This is a genomic window from Fulvimarina thalattae (assembly GCF_040239565.1).
In the GTDB taxonomy this organism is placed as follows: domain Bacteria; phylum Pseudomonadota; class Alphaproteobacteria; order Rhizobiales; family Rhizobiaceae; genus Fulvimarina.
This window is the reverse complement of sequence record NZ_JBEHWS010000018.1, coordinates 21,701-39,585: the sequence shown is the minus strand read 5'-3', so window position 1 is coordinate 39,585 and position 17,885 is coordinate 21,701. Positions and strand designations below refer to the sequence as shown.

The 17,885-nt window shown below is 62.0% G+C and carries 18 protein-coding genes; 11 read left to right on the top strand and 7 right to left on the bottom strand.

The window, feature by feature from the left end; genetic code table 11:
- Window positions 1-303 precede the first annotated feature (303 nt).
- The 4 genes from ABRA89_RS17910 to ABRA89_RS17895 are packed head-to-tail and all read right to left on the bottom strand — an operon-like array spanning window position 304 to window position 4,458.
- Window positions 304-1,656, bottom strand: a complete 1,353-nt coding sequence (locus ABRA89_RS17910; protein WP_349942860.1) for an amidohydrolase family protein — start codon at window positions 1,654-1,656, stop codon at window positions 304-306.
- A gap of 2 nt (window positions 1,657-1,658) precedes the next feature.
- Window positions 1,659-2,939 (bottom strand): TRAP transporter large permease, encoded by a 1,281-nt coding sequence (locus ABRA89_RS17905; protein ID WP_349942859.1) that lies wholly within the window; start codon window positions 2,937-2,939, stop codon window positions 1,659-1,661.
- Window positions 2,936-3,427: a TRAP transporter small permease gene (locus ABRA89_RS17900; RefSeq protein ID WP_349942858.1), complete on the bottom strand. Its 492-nt coding sequence runs from the start codon at window positions 3,425-3,427 to the stop codon at window positions 2,936-2,938. Before ABRA89_RS17900 ends, ABRA89_RS17905 begins: the two co-directional genes overlap by 4 nt.
- 35 nt (window positions 3,428-3,462) lie before the next feature.
- Window positions 3,463-4,458, bottom strand: a complete 996-nt coding sequence (locus tag ABRA89_RS17895; protein ID WP_349942857.1) for a TRAP transporter substrate-binding protein — start codon at window positions 4,456-4,458, stop codon at window positions 3,463-3,465.
- 244 nt (window positions 4,459-4,702) lie between these two features.
- On the opposite strand from ABRA89_RS17895, the gene ABRA89_RS17890 reads away from it, so the two are divergent.
- Together ABRA89_RS17890 and ABRA89_RS17885 are read left to right on the top strand one after the other, a co-directional pair.
- Entirely contained in the window at window positions 4,703-5,407 is a 705-nt protein-coding gene (locus ABRA89_RS17890; RefSeq protein ID WP_349942856.1) for a GntR family transcriptional regulator, read from the top strand.
- Between the two features lie 153 nt (window positions 5,408-5,560).
- Window positions 5,561-6,304 (top strand): aspartate/glutamate racemase family protein, encoded by a 744-nt coding sequence (locus ABRA89_RS17885; protein WP_349942864.1) that lies wholly within the window; start codon window positions 5,561-5,563, stop codon window positions 6,302-6,304.
- On the opposite strand, the gene ABRA89_RS17880 is transcribed toward ABRA89_RS17885, so the two are convergent.
- Entirely contained in the window at window positions 6,301-6,510 is a 210-nt protein-coding gene (locus ABRA89_RS17880) for a hypothetical protein (RefSeq protein ID WP_349942855.1), read from the bottom strand. The genes ABRA89_RS17885 and ABRA89_RS17880 overlap by 4 nt on opposite strands.
- 145 nt (window positions 6,511-6,655) lie before the next feature.
- Between ABRA89_RS17880 and ABRA89_RS17875 the strand changes: the two genes are divergently transcribed.
- The 6 genes from ABRA89_RS17875 to hydA all read left to right on the top strand — a co-directional run bounded on the left by ABRA89_RS17875 (window position 6,656) and on the right by hydA (window position 12,628).
- Complete coding sequence (locus tag ABRA89_RS17875; RefSeq protein ID WP_349942854.1) at window positions 6,656-7,351, top strand: GntR family transcriptional regulator; 696 nt, start codon at window positions 6,656-6,658, stop codon at window positions 7,349-7,351.
- 228 nt (window positions 7,352-7,579) lie between these two features.
- Window positions 7,580-8,374, top strand: a complete 795-nt coding sequence (locus tag ABRA89_RS17870; protein ID WP_349942853.1) for a transporter substrate-binding domain-containing protein — start codon at window positions 7,580-7,582, stop codon at window positions 8,372-8,374.
- A 128-nt stretch (window positions 8,375-8,502) separates the two neighbouring features.
- Complete coding sequence (locus ABRA89_RS17865; protein ID WP_349942852.1) at window positions 8,503-9,177, top strand: amino acid ABC transporter permease; 675 nt, start codon at window positions 8,503-8,505, stop codon at window positions 9,175-9,177.
- A complete protein-coding gene (locus tag ABRA89_RS17860) occupies window positions 9,177-9,920 on the top strand; it encodes an amino acid ABC transporter ATP-binding protein (RefSeq protein ID WP_349942851.1) in 744 nt (247 codons plus the stop codon). Before ABRA89_RS17865 ends, ABRA89_RS17860 begins: the two co-directional genes overlap by 1 nt.
- Before the next feature lie 40 nt (window positions 9,921-9,960).
- The gene (locus ABRA89_RS17855; protein ID WP_349942850.1) at window positions 9,961-11,181 is read left to right on the top strand and encodes a cysteine desulfurase-like protein; all 1,221 of its coding nucleotides are present in this window, start codon (window positions 9,961-9,963) and stop codon (window positions 11,179-11,181) included.
- 40 nt (window positions 11,182-11,221) lie between these two features.
- Window positions 11,222-12,628, top strand: coding sequence for a dihydropyrimidinase (gene hydA / locus ABRA89_RS17850; RefSeq protein ID WP_349942849.1), 1,407 nt, complete (start codon window positions 11,222-11,224; stop codon window positions 12,626-12,628).
- Between the two features lie 91 nt (window positions 12,629-12,719).
- On the opposite strand, the gene ABRA89_RS17845 is transcribed toward hydA, so the two are convergent.
- Window positions 12,720-14,264 (bottom strand): gamma-glutamyltransferase family protein, encoded by a 1,545-nt coding sequence (locus ABRA89_RS17845; RefSeq protein WP_349942863.1) that lies wholly within the window; start codon window positions 14,262-14,264, stop codon window positions 12,720-12,722.
- A gap of 129 nt (window positions 14,265-14,393) precedes the next feature.
- On the opposite strand from ABRA89_RS17845, the gene ABRA89_RS17840 reads away from it, so the two are divergent.
- Window positions 14,394-15,098: a GntR family transcriptional regulator gene (locus ABRA89_RS17840; RefSeq protein ID WP_349942862.1), complete on the top strand. Its 705-nt coding sequence runs from the start codon at window positions 14,394-14,396 to the stop codon at window positions 15,096-15,098.
- On the opposite strand, the gene ABRA89_RS17835 is transcribed toward ABRA89_RS17840, so the two are convergent.
- Window positions 15,095-15,517, bottom strand: coding sequence for a nuclear transport factor 2 family protein (locus tag ABRA89_RS17835; protein ID WP_349942848.1), 423 nt, complete (start codon window positions 15,515-15,517; stop codon window positions 15,095-15,097). The two genes, ABRA89_RS17840 and ABRA89_RS17835, sit on opposite strands and share 4 nt — an antisense overlap.
- Window positions 15,518-15,749: 232 nt before the next feature.
- Here ABRA89_RS17835 and ABRA89_RS17830 point away from each other — a divergent pair, with 232 nt between their 5' ends.
- Together ABRA89_RS17830 and ABRA89_RS17825 are read left to right on the top strand one after the other, a co-directional pair.
- The gene (locus ABRA89_RS17830; RefSeq protein WP_463671318.1) at window positions 15,750-16,934 is read left to right on the top strand and encodes an ABC transporter substrate-binding protein; all 1,185 of its coding nucleotides are present in this window, start codon (window positions 15,750-15,752) and stop codon (window positions 16,932-16,934) included.
- 71 nt (window positions 16,935-17,005) lie between these two features.
- Complete coding sequence (locus ABRA89_RS17825) at window positions 17,006-17,881, top strand: branched-chain amino acid ABC transporter permease (protein WP_349942846.1); 876 nt, start codon at window positions 17,006-17,008, stop codon at window positions 17,879-17,881.
- The last annotated feature ends 4 nt before the right edge of the window (window positions 17,882-17,885 follow it).

Sequence of the window (17,885 nt, the reverse complement as noted above, 5' to 3'; positions counted from 1 at the left end):
GCCTGGAAATCGATCACACAGGATCAGCTCTCAGCCGAAAACCCCATAGTCCCGTTCCAGCATCCCGCAGGTTCGTTCTTCGCGGACTTTCGTACGCCTCGCGGCGCCCGAAACTCTTCAAGTGAGCCGAAGGACAGGTCTCCGCGAACCTCTTCCGGAAGCCGACGGTCTGCTCTCGGCCCGAAGCAGTAGTTCACCGCTCTCATCCGGCCAAACAACTGGCGTCATAGCGGGGCGGTCTATTCGGATATCGAGCCTAATTCGAAATTGTCAGGCCCGACGCAGAGGGCTCGGAGTCGCCACCTATTGTTCTCTAGCGCGCTGCCACAATGCTTCGGCTGCCTTTTGAGCGTCGGCGATAACCGCATCCTGGTCAACCAGAACGGCCCGCCCGCCGTCAACGACGAGCCGGCCGTCGACGAAGACCATGTCGACGTCACGTCCCTGAGCCGTGTGGACCAGATTGCCGAGCGGGTTCAAACAAGGTGTGAGATGTGGTCGGCGATAATCGAAGAGGACGACATCGGCCTTCTTGCCTGGTTCGAGAGAACCGATTTCGTCATCAAGACCCATGGCACGGGCACCGCCCATCGTCGCTGCTTCGAACACGGTCTCGGGTTGCCAGTCCTTGTCGACGCCGGCCTTTTGGAGGCGCCCCGTCGCGAGGGCCCAACGCATGGTTTCGACCATATCGGCGTGCATGTTGTCCGTTCCGAGCGTTAATCTCGCACCCGCATTTCGCAGCTTCCCGGTCGGCGCCGTGTGGCCATGGGTCTGGTTGCCCTTCGCGATGTGAGCGACATGGACGCCGTTTCGGCCGATCCGCGCGATGTCCTCGCTAGAGACATGGATGCAATGAGCGGCGATGAGGCGTTCGTTCAAAAGGCCGAGCTCTTCGAGAAATTCTGGTGGGCTCAGACCTTCACGCTCGTGGATTCTATCGACCTCGACCCGGCTCTGGGAAAGATGGGTGTTGACCCGGCAGTTCAATCGCTCGCTCGTGCGGGCGATCTCCTCTAGAAGGTCGCGTGAGCAGGTGTCTGGGGCGTGCGGCGAGAGCTGAACGCCCATTCGCCCATCCGCCGCTCCGTGAAAACTTTCGTGCAGTTCGATGGCGAGATCGAGCGTCTCGCGACCGATCTCTGGCCGGTGTTCCCATTCCCCGAGATGGACGCGACTGAAATCGACATCGTGGATGCGGCCGCAGCCCCATGCACGGATACCGGTCTCCGCCATCGCCGGCAGCGTCAGATCCTGATGGACGAATGTATCGTTCACCAGCGTGGACCCAAACAGCAGCGCTTCCAGCGCGCCGAGACGCCCAAGTGCGATGGCTTCTTCCGGCCTGACGTCATGGCCGTGCGGAACACCCTTCGTATAAGCGGGAGCGAAGCCCATATCCTCCGCGACGCCCCGGACCATCGTCAAAATAGCGTGGGTATGGACGTTGACGAAGCCGGGCGTCGCGACGCGGCCCCTGGCATCGATCCGGCGCACGCCGGCAAGTCTTCGTTCATCCGGCTCGCCATCGGCAATTTCCAGAATCCGTCCGCCGGCCAGAAGGATCGTGCCGTTTTCGATCATCGACCGGCGCGGATCGCCGGTCAGGACCGTCGCGCCGCAGATCGCGAGGTCGGGAGTGGTGCCGTCCGCCATGGTCAATATCCCAGTGTCGTTGGCAGCCAGGTCACGAGCGCCGGAAACAGCAGGCAAAGCGCGAGGACCCCGAACTGCAAGGCGACGAACGGGATCACCTCGACGGACAGGCGTCCGATGGAAACCCGCGTAATACCGCTCATCACGAAGAGAAGGACACCGACCGGCGGCGTCATCTGCCCGATCACCAGATTGAACATGAAGAGGAAGCCGAAGAAGAGCGGATCGATCCCGAAATTCATCGCGACCGGTGCGAAGAGCGGTACGAGCATGATGTAGGCGGCGTTCGACTCGATCAGCATGCCGACGACGATCAGCATGACCATGACGAGAAGGATGTAGACCTGAGGATTATCCGTCAGCGACTGCAGCCAGGTGGAAAGCCGCATCGGCACGAGATCGATCGTGAAGACGAACGTGACGGTAGCGGCGAATGCGATCAGGGCACCGACCATCGCCGCCATGACGGCGGCCCTGAACAGACAGCCGGGCAGGTCGGTGACGCGCAACTGCCGTGTGACGACAAAGCCGACGACCAGCGCGTAGACGACCGCGATCGCCGCACCCTCGGTCGCGGTGAAGATGCCGCCGACGATGCCGCCGACCACGACCACCGGCATGAGCAGGATGACCGATGCGCGTCGGGCCTCGCGTAAGACGCGGCGGGCCTCGAAGCGTTGGTCGTTGAGTGCGTATCCCCGACGCCAGGAAAGGAAAGATGCGATTGCCATGAATCCCAAGGCAAGGATGATTCCTGGCACGATTCCGGCCATGAACAGGCCACCGACCGAAACCGACGATCCTGCCATCAGCGCGTAGACGATCATGGCGTTGGAGGGCGGAATGACAGGTCCGAGATTGGCGGCCGAAGCGATGATGGCCCCGGTATAGGTCTCCGGATACTGCTTGCGCAGCGCGGGGACCAATGTCGAGCCGAGGGCGCTTGCGCTCGCGACCGCAGCACCGCTGACGGCGGCAAGAACCGTACCCGCGACGATCGCCACATGGGCGACACCGCCATGCATGCGCCCGACAAGGCTTTGGGAGAAGGCGATGAGCCGCTCCATGATGCCGGCCTTAACCATCAGTTCGCCAGCGAGCATGAACAATGGGATTGCCATCAGCGGAAAGCTGTTGACGGCATACATCATGCGCTGTGGCAGGACGGAGAACTCCATGCCGGCGTAGGAGAGCGCCGCCAGTGAAGCGATCCCCAGAGCGAATGCGAGGGGCATCCCGAGAATTGCGAAGAAGGCGAAGCTCGTGAGGGTGATCGCCGTCAAAGCGTTTCGTCCTTCCAAAGATGTTGGCCGCTCCAGGCGAGGAGCGTCATGTGCAAGGCCGCATGCACGCTCGCGATCAAAACCGGGACGTAATAGAGAGAGGCCGTCAACGGCAGGGTCGGCATGAGCTCCGACCATTTGTCGACGATGACCCCGTAGGTCACGAAGGCAACGACGATCATGAGAACGACCGTGACGAGGTTCATGAGGCGGAACAGGATGTCCTGTAGGCGCGTAGGCAGGGCCATCGGCAGGAGGTCTATGCCGACATGAACTCCGTAGCGGATGCCGTGGGGCAGAGCTAGGAAGATCGACCAGACGAAGAACAGCCTTGAGAGTTCGTCCGCCGAATCGATCGAGGATGAAAGAACGTATCGGAAGAAGACCTGTGCCGAGACGAGGGCAGCCATCGCGGCCATGGCCACGATGACACCGACAGCAGATACGCGATCGAAAGCGCGCACGATCGCGATGAACGGTGTGAGCAAATCCGAGCCTTCGTTTCGCGTGCGCGCCTCCTTGGTCATTGTCCGGATGCAGCCGCGGTTTCTGCCTGGACAAGATCCATGACCTCGCCCCCGACGCGTTCGCGAACGGTGTCGACGACCGAAGCCGTAGCCTCGCGCATCGCGGAGCGGGCCTCGCTCGATATCTCCGTAAAGTTCATTCCTTCGTCGACAAGGCGCTGGCGATATTCGAGATCGACGCTGGCCGCCTCGTCCCGCTGCCATTCGATGGCAACATCCATCGCCTCGTTCACCGCCTGCCGGTGCTCCTGGGACAGTCCTTCATAGGCCTGCCGGTTTGCAACGACATTGATGAAGTCGAAGAAGTGTCCGGTATCGGACAAATAATTCTGGACCTCGAAGAAGCGCCGCGTGAACGTGATGTTGTAAGGGTTCTCCTGGCCATCGATCACGCCCTGCTGCAACGCCGAATAAAGCTCGGAGATGTCCATCGACTGGGGATTGGCACCCAGCTGTCGGAATGTCTCCAGATGGACCTCGTTCGGCTGAAGACGGATCGTCAGACCGTCGAAATCGTCGATCGTCTCGATCGGGCGGGAATTGTTCGTGACATGCCGGTAGCCGAGTTCGCCATAGCCAAGATTGACGAAGCCCTGTTCCAGCAGCCGCTCGTCCATCAGCTCACCGACCGGACCATCCATGACGGCGAACGCCTGTTCGCGCGTGTCGAATTGGAAGGGAAGGCTGACTGCTTCGAGTTCGGGAACCGATCGGGAAAAGTAGGCGACCGAGGTGAAGACCGCGAAAATCGCGCCGGAACGCACCTGGTCGACATTCTCCTGGGCACCGCCGAGCTGCATGGCAGGGAAGTTCTGGACCGTCAGCTCACCATCCGTTCGGGACTCGAGCTCCTTCTTGAACACCTCCATCGCCCCGGTCGCCGTATGGTCTTCCGGAAAATTGCCGGCGACGCGAAGTGTCGTCTGCGCCGCGACGGACGTGGCCGCCGTCAGGACGAGGATCGAGGCCGCACTTGCGAGAATGTGTTTCATGAACGGTGCTCCGATGGGTTTCGATGGATGAAAGTCGTCCGGGACCGCGAAGACAGCCTCGGGTATCGAACGCAGCATTCTCAACCTCTTCGCTCGACGCAAGAAGAAAATGTCGATTGCATGCAATTTCTGCACAGTGCTAGGAAAGCGTACAGGGATTGGCGAAAAATGCGGCGGAGAAGCGCTTTCTCCTTACACCTTTGCCAGCGTATGACAGCTTTGACTGGTATGGAGGACGAGTCTCATGGGACGCAAACGGATCATGATGGGCGTTGCGGAAGGCGGTGAGCCGATTGCGCGCGTCGGGCTCCACGATGCCGCGTGTGAGCGATTGCGGTGCATGATCGTCACGGGCGAGCTCGAGCCCGGGGAGCGTCTCGGCGAGAAGGCTCTCAGCGAACATCTCAATATCTCGCGGACGCCGCTGCGCGAGTCCTTCAAGCTCCTCGCCCAGGAGGGGCTGATCGATCTTGTGCCCAACAAAGGCGCTCGCGTGACGCCACTCTGCTCATCGGAGGTGCTCGACCTTTTCGAGGCTGCAGCCGCGATCGAGCGGTCCGGCGCCGAACTTGCCGCAAAGCGCATGACCGCCGAAGAACTTCTGGGCCTCGATGAGCTTCAGTCGAAGATAGAAGAAGAATATGCGGAAGGCCGCCGTGAGCGCTATTTCGCGCTCAACCAGGATATTCACCGCGCGATCCTCGCGGGCTCCCGGAACTCCGTTTTGATCAGGACGCACGAGCGCATGTTTCCCAGTCTCGAACGTGCTCGCTTTCACGCCCTCAACGATGCCGATAGGTGGAAAGGGTCCGTGCACGAACATCGGGACATCCTCGAGGCTTTGAAGGGACGGGACGGAGACCGGGCCGGTCGTCTGCTCGCGCACCACGTTCTCGAAACCGGACGATCCGTCTCGCGGGACCTGAGCGAATGCTCCGAGGCCGCCTAGCATCCCAGTCGCACCGCGCGTCGGCCATCTGCCGCGGGCTCCCAGCAGTGATGCGACCCAGCGTTTCGCCCTGCGAACCGATCCTCACCCTTCGTGCCGATATGGGCGCATTGCCGCATCGGTAGACGCCAACATCTGATGGAATATCGCCTCTTGCGCCTTCTGCTTCTCAATCCAAACACCTCGGAAACCGTGACGGACCTTTTGCGCGAGGCAGCTCTCAAGGTCGCCCCCGGTCCGGTCGAGATCACCTGCGTGACGGCGCAGAGCGGCGTTCCCTATATCGCCACGCGGGCGGAAGCACTGATCGGCGGGCATTTCGCTCTTCAGATCCTCGCCGAACGCCATGGCGAATATGACGCCGCCATTATCGCGGCCTTTGGTGATCCCGGTCTCGGTGCGGCGCGCGAACTCTTTCCCGTACCCATCGTAGGCATGGCTGAGGCGGGCATGCACACCGCATGCATGCTGGGTGGCCGATTCGCCATCGTGACTTTTGCCGAAGCGCTCGCCCCCTGGTATCAGGAGTGTGTCGCGATGCATGGCCTCCAGTCGCGCTGCGCCGGTATTCTGACTCTCGACAATGCGTTCAAGGATCTCGCCGACGTTCAGAACGAGCGCGCCGATCTGCTCGTCGAACTCGCTGAGAAGGCCGTAAGCGAGCGGGGCGCGGACGTCGTTGTGCTGGCTGGCGCGCCACTCGCCGGCCTTTCGGACAAGGTCCGGGACCGTATCTCCGTGCCACTGGTCGACTGCATCGGCGCAGCGACGTTACAGGCTTTCGCACTCTCCACCCTGAATCCACGTCCGCCCGAGGCGGGATCCTTCAAACGGCCATTGGCCAAGGAGAGCATTGGTCTCTCCAAGCCGCTGGCTGACTGGATTGCTCACCGCTAGCCGATCCAGGATCGTCGTTCCAACAGCAGAAAAGGCGCTGTGTTCGACTTGCCGAACGGAAAGCGGTCGTGCCTGCGTCCGAACTCAAGGCCGATTTCGCACTGAGGAAAGATAAGATCGTCGTGACTGGCCGAGATATCGGGGAAATCGAGCAAGACGTCGGCGCGCAAAAACAATGACGTGGCCGCCATCACGTCCTCGACCATAGCCCACGCGTTTCCGCGATAATATCTGTCCCCGTCTTACCATCTTGAGGATAGCCCCCGAAACGGCAGCGATCCGATTTGCCATCTGTTTCCACGACCGGCGATTGGCTTTAGGAACGAGCGACTCGCCGGAACGGTAGGAAACATGACATCCAAGAAGGCCTCGATTGATCGTGTCGTCGTCATCTGTGCAGCCTTGCGCAGTGCGATCATCGAACGTGCGCTTTCGCCCGGCGACAAATTGCCGGAGGACTCTCTCGGCGAGAGTTTTGGCGTGAGCCGTACGATCGCGCGCCAGGCGCTCGGACAACTAGCCGCCGAAGGCCTCGTCAACCTGAGGCGCAATCGCATTGCCGTCGTCGCGACGCCGACGATCGAGGAGGCTCGCGACACCTTCGAAATCCGGATTGCGCTCGAAGCGTTGGTGGCCGACTGTCTCGCCGGCTCAATCACGGAGCAGCAGATCAAGCGGCTTCGGAGTCATATCTCCGATCAAGCGAAGGCCAATCTGACGAGCGAACCCGAGTCGATCCGGCTCGCGACGGATTTCCACGTGATCCTCGCCGAAATGACCGGCCGACCGATCCTCGAAAGGTATGTGACCGAAGTCGCCTATCGCAGCGGTCTTGCGCTTTCCGCATACGGGCGGCCCCATTCTAATGACTGCGCGATCGAGGAGCATCGGCGGATAGTCGACGCGCTCGAGGCTGGCGATGTTGAGGCCGCCGCTCGCGAAATGACCGGTCATTTGTCCGCCGTCGCCGAGCGCGCCCATGTCCAGGCCTCGCGGCAGTCGCCTCAAGATCTTTCGGCGATCCTCGCTCCCTACATCACGAACTGATGGCACCGATTCAGGCCGGATTCGACGCGCTGGCATAACGCCGACAGCGGGTCAGTGGCCGAGTCCTGCATGTAAAGCACGCGAGTTTTTCTCGCCTTGCCCTTCCTTTTCTTTTCAAAAAGTGCATACACTTGGTTAGTAAAGTTGCATGCAAAAATAAAAGGCATGCTGGTGCTTTTGCATGCAGGCCACCGCCCCGAAAGCTTCCTGACGAAAGAGGTTCTGCCCATGATCAGACAATCCCTGTTCGCACTGTCGCTCGCCACCGCCGGGTTCGCAGCGACGCCTTCCCTCGCCGAGATGCTGACGGCAGGAGCCAATGTCGGAAACGTGCCCTGGGAGTTCCAGGACGAAAGCGGCGAGATCACCGGATTCGAGGTCGAACTCCTGAAGGAGGTGGCGAGCCGGCTCGATTACGAGGGCGTCGACATCCAGAACATCCCGTTCAACGGCTTGTTCTCGGCCGTGCAGTCTGGTCGGATTGATGTGGCGATTTCGTCGATCACCATCACTGACGAGCGCCTGCAATCTGTCTCCTTCGCCCAGCCCTATTACGACAGTGATCAGTCACTCTCGACACGAACCGACTCCGGCATCGCCAGCTCCGCGGATCTCGACGGCAAGACGGTCGGCGTGGATACCGGATCGACCGGCGACATGTATGCAAGTGAGCGGGAAGCAGACTGGGGCCTTGCGGGGATTGCCCGCTACGAGGGTCTCAACCCTGCGATGCTCGATCTCGCCGCGGGCCGCATTGATGCCTACGTTTCGGACATTCCAGCGGTCGCCTACTACCTCCGGGACAAGCCAGATATGGAGGTCGTCGAGCGCCTGAAGACGGGCGAGCAGTATTCCATGATGTTCGCCAAGGATTCCGAACTCGCGGCGAAGGCGAACGAGGTCCTGACGACGCTCAAGAACGAGGGCTATATCGCCTCGCTTCACGAAAAGTGGTTCGGCACGGCGCCCGAGGACACGACCAGCACGGTCACCGTCATGGATATGCCGGCTCCGAAGTCCTGACCGGGCAAATTTCGGGAAACCGTCAGCGGATCGTGCCGACCGAGGCGCGATCCGCGCCTCAGACTGGTCGGCGCCGTTCGACGGGCCGTGCGCAATAACGAACAGGCCGTAGAGCCTTCGAAGGTCCGATGGACATCGTCTCCACCTTCTTCAATCTCGACGTTCTCGTCCGCTACTATCCGCTCCTTCTGGAGGGACTATGGCGCACGATCGCACTCGGGGTGCTGTCGATTATCCTCGGCCTGATCGGCGGGCTTCTGTTGGCCATCTCGAGGCTCTACGGAGCCAAACCGGTACGCTTCCTCGCAATCGTCTACATCGATGTGTTCCGCGCGATTCCTGTCCTGGTCTGGCTGGTGATCGTATATTACGCGCTGCCCTTTCTCGGCATCCGGCTCTCTGCGTTCGCCTCCGCAACGACCGCCCTCACGATGATCTCGAGCGCCTATACCGCCGAAATCTACCGGGCCGGCATCGAAGCCGTGCCGCGCGGCCAGTTCGAGGCGGCCCAGTCGATCGGGCTCGGGCCTTTCGATCTGATGCGCGACGTCGTCTTGCCGCAGGCGATCCGCATTGTCATCCCGCCCCTTACCAACAATTCGATCAATGTCCTGAAGGACACCGCACTTGCTTCGGTCGTTGCATTGCCGGACCTTTTGAAACAGGCAACTCAGGCCCAGGCGCTCGCCGCGAACCCGACCCCGCTCATCGGGGCGGCGATCCTCTATCTCATCCTGCTGCTCCCACTTGTTCGCCTCGTCGCGGTATTCGAGGCGCGCTATTCCAAGCGAGGCGCGCGCTGATGAGCGAGGCGGAAACGATCATCTCGATGAAAGGCGTCGGCAAGCGTTTCGGCAAATTCGAAGCCTTGAAGAATATCGATCTGGAGATCGCGCGCGGGGAGGTCGTCGTGCTTCTGGGGCCGTCCGGCTCGGGCAAATCGACCCTTATCCGCTGTATCAACCTTCTGGAGGAATACGATGCGGGCGACGTCCACGTCGACGGCATCCGTGTGGAGAAGGGAAAGAAGCTCCAGAGCGTCCGGCAGGAAGTTGCGATGGTCTTCCAGGCGTTCAATCTCTTTCCCAATCACACGATCCTTGACAATGTCGCGCTCGGGCCGGTCCGCGTTCGCAACCTGTCCTGGAGCGAAGCGCGCGAACGAGCCCGCAGACTGCTCGACCGCGTCGGGATCGCCGAACAGGCCGAGAAATATCCGAGCCAGCTTTCGGGCGGCCAACAGCAGCGCGTCGGCATCGCCCGTGCACTCGCCATGGAGCCGCGCATTCTGCTCTTCGACGAACCGACATCGGCGCTCGACCCGGAAATGGTCGGAGAGGTTCTCGACGTTATCAAGGGGCTCGCAGGAGACGGCGTGACACTCGTTCTGGTGACGCATGAGATGGGGTTCGCCCGGCAGGTGGCGGACCGGATCGTCTTCATGGAAGCCGGTACGATCAAGGAGATCGCGCCGCCCGATACCTTCTTCTCGGCGACGAAGAACGAGCGCGCCCGCGCCTTTCTCGACGCCGTCCTCAATCATTGAGCGCGACAAGCGCCGTACACACGACATCAGGTTCCGACAAATGCCACTCGATATCGATTTCGTCCGCAAGCAATTTCCGGCCCTCTCCGGCGAATGGGCCTTCATGGATAATGCGGGTGGGAGCCAGGTTCTCTCGCGCGTCGCGGATCGCGTCAGCGACTATCTCCTCACCTCGAATGTCCAGACAGGGGCGAGCTACGAGCCAAGCCAGCGCTCGACCGCACGTGTCAGGGCTGCGCGCCAGGCTTTCTCCGAATACGTCAATGCAAGGGACGCCGGCGAGATCGTCATGGGTGCCTCGACGACGATGCTGATCCGCATCCTGTCGGAAGGGCTCATGGGCAAACTCGGTGCCGGCGACGAGATCATCGTCACCGATACCGACCACGAAGCGAATATCGGCCCCTGGCTGAAACACGAGGCGCGAGGGGTCAAGATCAAGGTCTGGAAATGCGATCCGGAGACCTTTGAGCTCGATACCGCCGACCTTCGGAACCTGATGAGCGAGCGCACGAAGCTCGTCTGCGTGACCCATGCTTCGAACATCCTCGGCACGATCAATCCGATCGCCGAAATCTCGAAGATTGCCCACCAGGGCGGCGCGGAAGTCTGCGTCGACGGGGTCGCCTATGCGCCGCATCGCGCGATCGACGTCCAGGCTCTCGGCTGCGACTACTACGTCTTCAGCACCTACAAGGTTTTCGGCCCGCATTTCGCGGTGATGTGGGGCAAGCGCGAGAAGCTGCTCGAACTCGACAACATCTATCACTTCTTCTTCGGCAAGGACTCCGTGCCGCACAAGCTGGAGCCCGGCAACATCAATTACGAGCTGGCGCACGGCGCGGTTGGGGCGATCGAGTACGTCAAGGAACTCGGCGGCCAGGCCGGCGCGCCCGATGGCCGAAACGCGATCGAGGCCGGCTTTGCCGATATCGCCGAACACGAGCGGGCAATCACCGCACGGCTTCTCGATTTCCTGGGAAGCCGCAACTCGATCCGCGTCATCGGCCGCAAGACCGATGCAATCGACCAGAGGGTGGCTACATTGAGCTTCATCGTCGGCGACCAGAGTTCGAAATCCGTCGTCGACCGGATCGACGAGCACAAGATCGGGATTCGGTTCGGCGACTTCTACGCCCGGCGCCTGATCGACAATCTGGGCCTATCCGGCCGCAACGGCGTCGTGCGCGTCTCGATGGTTCACTACAACACCTATGACGAGGTCGACCGCCTGATCGGCGCGCTCGAACCGCTGGTCTGACCCGCCCGCATCCCTTTTCCTTCAGCACCGGGAAAGCCTCATGTCCTTCGATCTCATCGTCCGCAATGGCACTATAGCGACGGCTTCTGACGTCTATCCCGCAGATATTGCGGTGAAAGACGGTGTGATCGTCCAGATCGGGCGCGATCTCGGCGAGGCGAAAGATGAGATCGACGCGTCCGGCAAATACGTGCTTCCCGGAGGCATCGATAGCCATGTGCATATCGCTCAGCCGTCGGGCGATGGTATCGTCATGGCCGACGATTTCGAGAGCGGCACGCGCTCCGCACTCTTCGGTGGCAACACGACGATCCTGCCGTTCTGCCTGCAAGAAAAAGGGCAAAGTCTTCGCGAGGCTCTGAAGCGCTACCACGCGCTGGCAGAAGACAATTGCTACACCGACGTCTCCTTTCACCTGATCATTTCCGATCCTACGCCCTCGGTGCTCGGGCAGGAACTTCCGGCCCTGGTCGAGGATGGTTACACCTCCTTCAAGGTGTTCATGACCTACGAGGCGCTCCGCCTGAGCGATGCCGAGATCCTCGACACGATGGACGTCGCCCGGCGCACCGGCGCGCTGGTCATGGTTCACTGCGAGAATGAGGATGCCATCCGCTATCTTATTGGTCGGCACGAAGCAGACGGCGAGCTCGCGCCGAAATCCCATGCAACGACGCGGCCGATCGCGGTGGAACGGGAAGCGACCCATCGCGCGGTTTCGCTCGCCGAGGTGGCCGACGTGCCAATCGTCATCGTCCACGTCTCGAACGGCGAGGCGATGGAGGAGATCGAGCGGGCGCGGCGGCGGGGCCGCAAGGTGATCGGTGAGACCTGTCCCCAGTATCTAATGCTGACCGCAGACGATCTTGACGGCATGGATTGGGAGGGTGCCAAGTTCGTCTGTTCGCCGCCACCACGCGACAAGGATAGCCAGGAGGCCTGTTGGGATGGCCTCGAACGGGGTGTTTTCGATCTATTCTCGTCCGATCACTGCCCGTTCCGCTACGACGATCCGGAGGGCAAGCTCAATCCGAAGGGGCGCGAGAACTTCCGTCATATCCCGAATGGTATTCCGGGCGTCGAACTGAGGCTACCGATCCTGTTCTCTGAAGGTGTGGTGAAGGGCCGGATCGATCTGTCCCGCTTCGTCGCGCTGACCGCGACCAATCAGGCGAAGACCTATGGGCTGTATCCGCGGAAAGGAACGATCGCGATTGGATCGGACGCCGATCTCACCATCTGGGATCCACACCTCACCCGAAACGTCGTCCATGCCGACATGCATGACGGCGCCGACTACTCGCCCTATGAGGGGCTCGAACTGACCGGCTGGCCGGTCACGACCATCCTCCGCGGCAAGGTGATGATCCACGATGGGGAGATGCGCGGTTCGAGGGGTGACGGGACATACCGCAGCCGCGGCCGGTCACATCTGGCGGCGCGCTGAGCGAAAGCTGTATGACGCAGCCCGCGAGCGTAGTCTCGGGCGTCGCGGACAGGTCCAGGCTTTTTCATCAGATCACGCCGTGGGAATGACCTCAGACCGTCAGCGCAATACCGTCGCTGCGTGGATCGTGCGCGCCGCTCAAGCTTCCGTCCGGTGCGATCCTTATGACGCCGGCTTGGCCGAACAGTGGATTTTGCGCCTCGGTTACCACGAGATCGTGGCCGCGCCGTTGGAGCTCGTTCAGAATCGCCTCGCCAAAATCGGCTTCGATCTTCAGGCTGTCGGCCTGGTTCGAAAACGTCTTGCCGAGGAGGAAGCGCGGGCCGCGAAGCGCTTCTGCGGGTGACAGGCCGTATGAGAGGAGACGGGTGAGAAGAAGAGCCAGGGTCTGCGGCTGGCCGTCCGCCCCTTGCGTGCCGTATAGGAGGCAAGGTCGGCCGCCCTCCATGGCGAGGCCAGGATTGAGCGTGTGGAACGGCCGCTTGCCGGGCGCGAGGGCGTTCGGATGGTTGGGATCGAACGAAAAGGCGGCACCGCGATTGTGCCAGATGATCCCCGTATCGCCGACCACCACGCCGCTGCCCCAGTCGAAATAGGTGCTTTGGAGCATGCTGACGCATCGGCCTTTTGCGTCGACTGCCCCAATATAGACCGTGTCGCCTTGCTTGTGAGGATACGGCCAGGGCAGGGCGCGGTCCCGGTCGATCGCAGCGGCCATCGTGTCGAGATACGGCGGAGTGAGGAGGGTGCCCAGGCCGGATTCGGCAATGGGCCGATCGGCAATTTCGCCGCGATGGAGAAATGCCTGCTTGATCGCTTCGACGACGAGATGGATGTGGTCGGCGCCGCTCTCCTTGAGACCCTCAAGATCGATGCGATCGAGGATGCCCATGGTCGCAAGCGTTGCAAGCCCCTGGGAGGGCGGCGGCGGCGCGTAGAGATCGATGTCCCGGTACCGCACCGTGCTCGGCGTGGAAAATTCGCTGCGGGTTGCCGCCAAATCGGCCGCGGTGAGGGGCGAGCCTGCCCGGGTGAGCCCTTCAGCGATGCGTTTAGCAAGCCGGCCTTCGTAGAAGCTGCGCGTCCCATCCTCGGCGATCGCGCTCAGAGTGTCCGCGAGCGCCGGCTGACGGAAATGCCAGCCCACCTCCGGCACGGCCCCGCCGTCCAGAAACGACGCCGAGAAACCGGACCATTCGGCAAGCTCTGATCGGCGCATATCGAGCCAGAACCGCTGCGACGGGCTCATCGCGAAACCCTCACCCGCATAACCGATTGCGGGGACGAGCAGGTCCGACAGATCGTGGGTGCCGTTCCAGTGCTCGTTCGAATGGGAAAGGGCGCGCCCCCAGGAATCGACCAGGCCCGCGCTGGTCAGCGTCGATCCGGGGCCGCGAACGCTTGGTGCGAAGCCAGGCCGTGCGGAGGCGGCCGCTTGTCCGATGCCGACAAGGGAGGTCGGCTCGCCGGTTTCTCCGGCGATCATCCAGACGGCATCGCCGCCGAGCCCGCAAAAATGCGGATAGACCACCGTCAGGACGGCAGCCGCGGCGACAGCGGCCTCGATTGCGTTGCCGCCGGCCTTCAGAACATTCGCGCCGGCTTCGCTGGCGAGCCGGCTCGGGGTCGTGATCATCGCTGTCATGGCATACCTTCAAAAAGCGTGTATGGCCGGGCCGTCCCCGACAAGATCGCCCACTGGTACGGGCTCCGCAAACCGGTTAGGGACGTGGCAGTCAGGGTCCAACTCGTAGCGTTCAAAGCCGTGCCCAAGTCGAACAAGCACCGAACGGAACAGATCTGCAGCGCGCTTCGCGCGGCAATCCTGGAGCGAGCCCTGTTACCCGGCATGAAACTGCCCGAGGATTCCCTCGGCGAGCGTTTCGGGGCGAGCCGTACGCTGGTTCGGCAGGCGCTGGAACGGCTGGCCGCGGAGGGGCTCGTCGAGCTGCGCCGCAACCGGGGCGCAGCCGTCGCCGCGCCGAGCCTCGAAGAAGCGCGCGATCTCTTTGAGCTTCGCGCCCAGATCGAGGATCTGGTCATCCAGCGTCTCGGCGAGACCCTTACCGAGGACGATAGGGCGGCTCTCAACGCGCATATCGACAGGGAGGTCGCGGCCGAGCAGGGCGCCGAGCCCGTTTCCATCCGGCTCGCGACCGAGTTCCACATCCTGCTCGCCCAGATGACGAAGAGTCCCGTCCTGATCCGCTATGTCGAGGAGGTCGCCTATCGTTGCGGGCTGACCCTTGCGATGTTCGCCCGTCCCCATTCCTCGGATTGCGGGATCCAGGAGCATCGCGCGATCATGGACGGGCTGATGGCCGGTGATCTCGAAAAGGCGCGCTCCGCCATGCGCGGCCACATTGCGGCCGTCGCCGACCGCGCGCTCATCAAGGCGGACGAGACCAGCCCGTTCGTCTATCTCGACGTCCTCGAACCCTATGCGAAGCTGGTGCGGCAGGATCGTTAGGCCTCGATGCCGCGTGCGGTAAGAATTCGCTCGGCGCTGTCGTTCCAAACATCCATCTTGGCGATCTTGCCGTTTTCGACGACGAAGCGATCGACATAGCGATTGCCCTCAAAGGCCGTTCCGTCCGGCCACTCGCCGTAGAGTGTGCCGACGCTGTAGACGATCGTTCCTTCCGCACCCTCGGCAACGTCGAACTGCTCCATCCGCTTCTTCACCCAGTTGTAGCGTCGCTTGTTGAAGGCGGCGGGGCCGGAGGGATGATCGAAGACGCGCCCGCCGGTGAAGGTGATGACGACATCGGGCGCCATAAAGGTCGCCGCGCGCGCTGGGTCGGGCACCATGGAGGCTTCCAAATAGTCGCGCACGATCTCGGCTTCGGGCGGAAGGGTGCGTTCTTCGAGCTTGGAAGCTGAGGACATGGCGGAGTGCTCCTGTGGCGTGTGCGGTTGGCCGCAAGCATAGGCAGCGTCTCCAAAAATTGCATGCACTTTTATTGCGCAATCATTGCATCGCATTTGAGCGCAACCCGCCATGAATGTGAGTAGGAGCGTTGTGTCGAACCGGCAAAAGCCCGGAAGAGCAGGACTTTCGCAGACTGGCACGATGCTTGCTGAGTTGGGATCGTGATCAGCCTTCCCCGCTTCCAAGGAGATGCGCATGCCCCCGTTTCGCACCATCATGAAGACCACTCGCAGGGCGGTGCTTGCCGGTGTCGCCGGCCTCGCCATCGCCAGTATTGCGCCCGCACAGGCGCAGGAGACGATCAAGATCGGCCTCGTCGCCGCGCTCAGCGGGCAATCGGCGAAATCTGGCGAAGCGATCACGCGCGGTCTGAACCTCGCCATCGACAAGATCAATGCTGACGGGGGCGTGCTCGGCAGTCAGGTCGAACTGATCAGCCGCGACGACGAGAGCAATCCGGGCAAAGGCCTCGTCGCGGCGCGAGAACTCATCCAGCGCGAGGGCGTCGCGGCTCTGATCGGCGGTCTCGACACGCCGGTGTCCCTCGCGATCGTGCCCTTCGTCAACGAGGTGAAGACGCCCTTCGTCGGGCCTTGGGCCGCTGGTACGCCGATCACCCAGAACGGCGCCGAAGAGAACTACGTCTTCCGTGTCTCGGCGGTGGACGAATATGTCGACGAGGCGATCACCGAATATCTGATCGACACATATGGCGCTTCGAAGCCGGGGATGATCCTCATCAACAATCCTTGGGGCGAGTCCAACGAAAAGGGCCTCCTGAAGGCACTCGAAGCCCGGGGCATGGAGCATGCCGGGATCGAGAAGTTCGAGAGCAACGATGTCGATGTCGTTCCACAGCTGACCCGGCTGCGCGAGGCGGGTGCGGACTCGCTCTTCCTCGTCGCCAATGTCGGACCCTCGGCGCAGGTCGTGAAGTCGCTCGACCGGATGGGCTGGGAGGTGCCGATCTCCTCCCATTGGGGGCCGGCTGGCGGCCGGTTCACCGAACTTGCCGGCCCTACCGGCGAGAGGGTGCACTTTATCCAGACCTTCCTTTTCCCGGACACAGAGCATCCGCTCTTCGTCGAGCTTCAGGAGAAGTTTCCGGAAATCGAGACGCTCGCGGACGTGACGCCTGCGACCGGGATCGCCAACGCCTACGACGCCATGCTGCTACTCGCCGCCGCCATCGAAAAGGCCGGCTCGACCGAAGGACCGGCCATTCGCGAGGCGATGTACGAGATCGGCGAGGTCGAGGGCGTGATCAAGACCTATAACGACCCGTTCTCGCCGGACAATCAGGATGCGCTCGGGCCAGACGATTACACCTTCGCCCACTTCGTCGAGGGCGAGATCATTCCGATCGAGAAGTAATCGCACAAGACCCAAGCCCGCGATCGCCGATCGCGGGCATCCTCGCCTGATCGAACGGGAGCCGGCCCACCATGACCCTCTTCGTCGCAGCCCTCATCACAGGTATCGGGCTCGGCTCGATGTACGGCCTCATCGCGCTCGGCTTCCAAGTCACCTATTCGGTCTCCTCGACCGTGAACTTCGCGCAGGGCAGCGTGGTCATGCTGGGCGCCGTCCTCGGCTACATCTTCAGCCAGCGCTACGGCTTGCCGGTCGTCATCGCCTATCCGCTCGCCATTCTCGGATGCGGGCTCTTCGGCATTCTTGTCGAGATGCTGCTCGTTCGCCCCTTCGTTCTCCGCGGCTCGGAGGCTTGGCTGATGGCGACCGTCGCCGGCGGCATCTTCCTCGATAACGCCGTCCTCTTCACCTTCGGCAACGAGCCGCGCAGCCTGCCCTCCGCTCTTACCCAGACCAACTGGAGCGTTTTTGGCACCGGCATCTATCCCCAGCAGGTTCTGATCCCGCTTGCTGCCATCGGCGTCGCCGTCTTCCTGCATGTTCTCTTCCGCCACACGCGAAAGGGCAGGGCGCTTCTCGCTGTCGTTCAGAACGTCGTCGCCGCGAAGCTCATGGGCATCAACACGACCGTCATGGTTTCGGGGGCCTTCGCCATCTCGTCGATGCTGGCTGCGGTCGCAGGCCTTCTCATCGCACCGCTCTTTTCGGTGCATTCGGACATGGGCACACTGTTCGGCCTCAAAGCTTTCGCCGTCGCAATCCTCGGGGGCATGACCTCGGCCTCCGGCGTTATGCTGGCGGGGCTGATCTACGGACTCGTGGAGGCTTTCGTGACGACCTATCTCGGCTCCTCCTACACCTATATCGCCGTCTTCGCCCTTGTCATTGTCGCCCTAACGATCAAGCCGGCGGGCCTTTTCGGCCGGTCCAGCATGCAGAAGGTCTGATCGG

Coding starts and splice junctions, on each gene's coding strand:
- ABRA89_RS17910 (WP_349942860.1), bottom strand. CDS start 1,656: ATGGCGGACGGCACCACTCCCGACCTCGCGATCTGCGGCGCGACGGTC.
- ABRA89_RS17895 (WP_349942857.1), bottom strand. CDS start 4,458: ATGAAACACATTCTCGCAAGTGCGGCCTCGATCCTCGTCCTGACGGCG.
- ABRA89_RS17890 (WP_349942856.1), top strand. CDS start 4,703: ATGGGACGCAAACGGATCATGATGGGCGTTGCGGAAGGCGGTGAGCCG.
- ABRA89_RS17880 (WP_349942855.1), bottom strand. CDS start 6,510: ATGGTCGAGGACGTGATGGCGGCCACGTCATTGTTTTTGCGCGCCGAC.
- ABRA89_RS17875 (WP_349942854.1), top strand. CDS start 6,656: ATGACATCCAAGAAGGCCTCGATTGATCGTGTCGTCGTCATCTGTGCA.
- ABRA89_RS17870 (WP_349942853.1), top strand. CDS start 7,580: ATGATCAGACAATCCCTGTTCGCACTGTCGCTCGCCACCGCCGGGTTC.
- ABRA89_RS17865 (WP_349942852.1), top strand. CDS start 8,503: ATGGACATCGTCTCCACCTTCTTCAATCTCGACGTTCTCGTCCGCTAC.
- ABRA89_RS17860 (WP_349942851.1), top strand. CDS start 9,177: ATGAGCGAGGCGGAAACGATCATCTCGATGAAAGGCGTCGGCAAGCGT.
- ABRA89_RS17855 (WP_349942850.1), top strand. CDS start 9,961: ATGCCACTCGATATCGATTTCGTCCGCAAGCAATTTCCGGCCCTCTCC.
- hydA (WP_349942849.1), top strand. CDS start 11,222: ATGTCCTTCGATCTCATCGTCCGCAATGGCACTATAGCGACGGCTTCT.
- ABRA89_RS17845 (WP_349942863.1), bottom strand. CDS start 14,264: ATGATCACGACCCCGAGCCGGCTCGCCAGCGAAGCCGGCGCGAATGTT.
- ABRA89_RS17835 (WP_349942848.1), bottom strand. CDS start 15,517: ATGTCCTCAGCTTCCAAGCTCGAAGAACGCACCCTTCCGCCCGAAGCC.
- ABRA89_RS17830 (WP_463671318.1), top strand. CDS start 15,750: ATGCGCATGCCCCCGTTTCGCACCATCATGAAGACCACTCGCAGGGCG.
- ABRA89_RS17825 (WP_349942846.1), top strand. CDS start 17,006: ATGACCCTCTTCGTCGCAGCCCTCATCACAGGTATCGGGCTCGGCTCG.